Origin of the sequence: Streptomyces sp. SID14436 (assembly GCF_010548465.1) — a bacterium.
GTDB lineage: Bacteria > Actinomycetota > Actinomycetes > Streptomycetales > Streptomycetaceae > Streptomyces.
Genome location: NZ_JAAGMD010000412.1, coordinates 1 through 515 on the forward strand (window position 1 = coordinate 1; position 515 = coordinate 515).

The following is a 515-nucleotide window of genomic DNA, read 5'->3' on the forward strand; positions in this document are numbered from 1 at the left end:
CGGCCCCGGTGCCGCGCCCCGGCCGCCGGAGCCGTAGGACGTCCGACGGCGTCCTCCGCCGGCGGGGGAGCGGCCTACCCCTCGACCGAGGGTGAGCCCGGTCGCCGCGCCCCGGCCGCCACCAGCCGGCCAACAAGCCGCTGCGGTGCGGGAGTCGCCAGGTCCGGCGTCCTGCCGCGCGCCCTGACCGTCCGTCCGGTCGCGCCCGCGTCCCGTGCGCTCAGGACCCCGGCTTCACGATCAGGCACCAGTAGCCGTCGTGGCTGCCGATGCCGATGCGGCCGGCCCGGGGGACCAGGGCGGGGTCCGGCCGGCCCGCCGACGCCATCGTGCAGACCGGGTCCCCGACGACGCCCGCGGCGGCCATCCGTCGCGCGGCGGCCACGGCGGTCGGGGACGTGTACCAGGTGGTGGTCGGTCCGGTGGCCGCCGGGGGCCTCGTCGCGGGCGCGGGGGAGGCCGACGGTGCGACGGAGGCCGAGGGTGAGGCGGGCGTCGACGGTGTGGCGGGCGTC

Annotated in this window: 1 protein-coding gene; it reads right to left on the minus strand. The window is 80.4% G+C overall.

Going from position 1 to position 515, the window contains the following annotated elements; genetic code table 11:
• Positions 1-220 precede the first annotated feature (220 nt).
• Complete coding sequence (locus G3I53_RS14275) at positions 221-385, minus strand: hypothetical protein (protein WP_164438415.1); 165 nt, start codon at positions 383-385, stop codon at positions 221-223.
• Between the last annotated feature and the right edge of the window lie 130 nt (positions 386-515).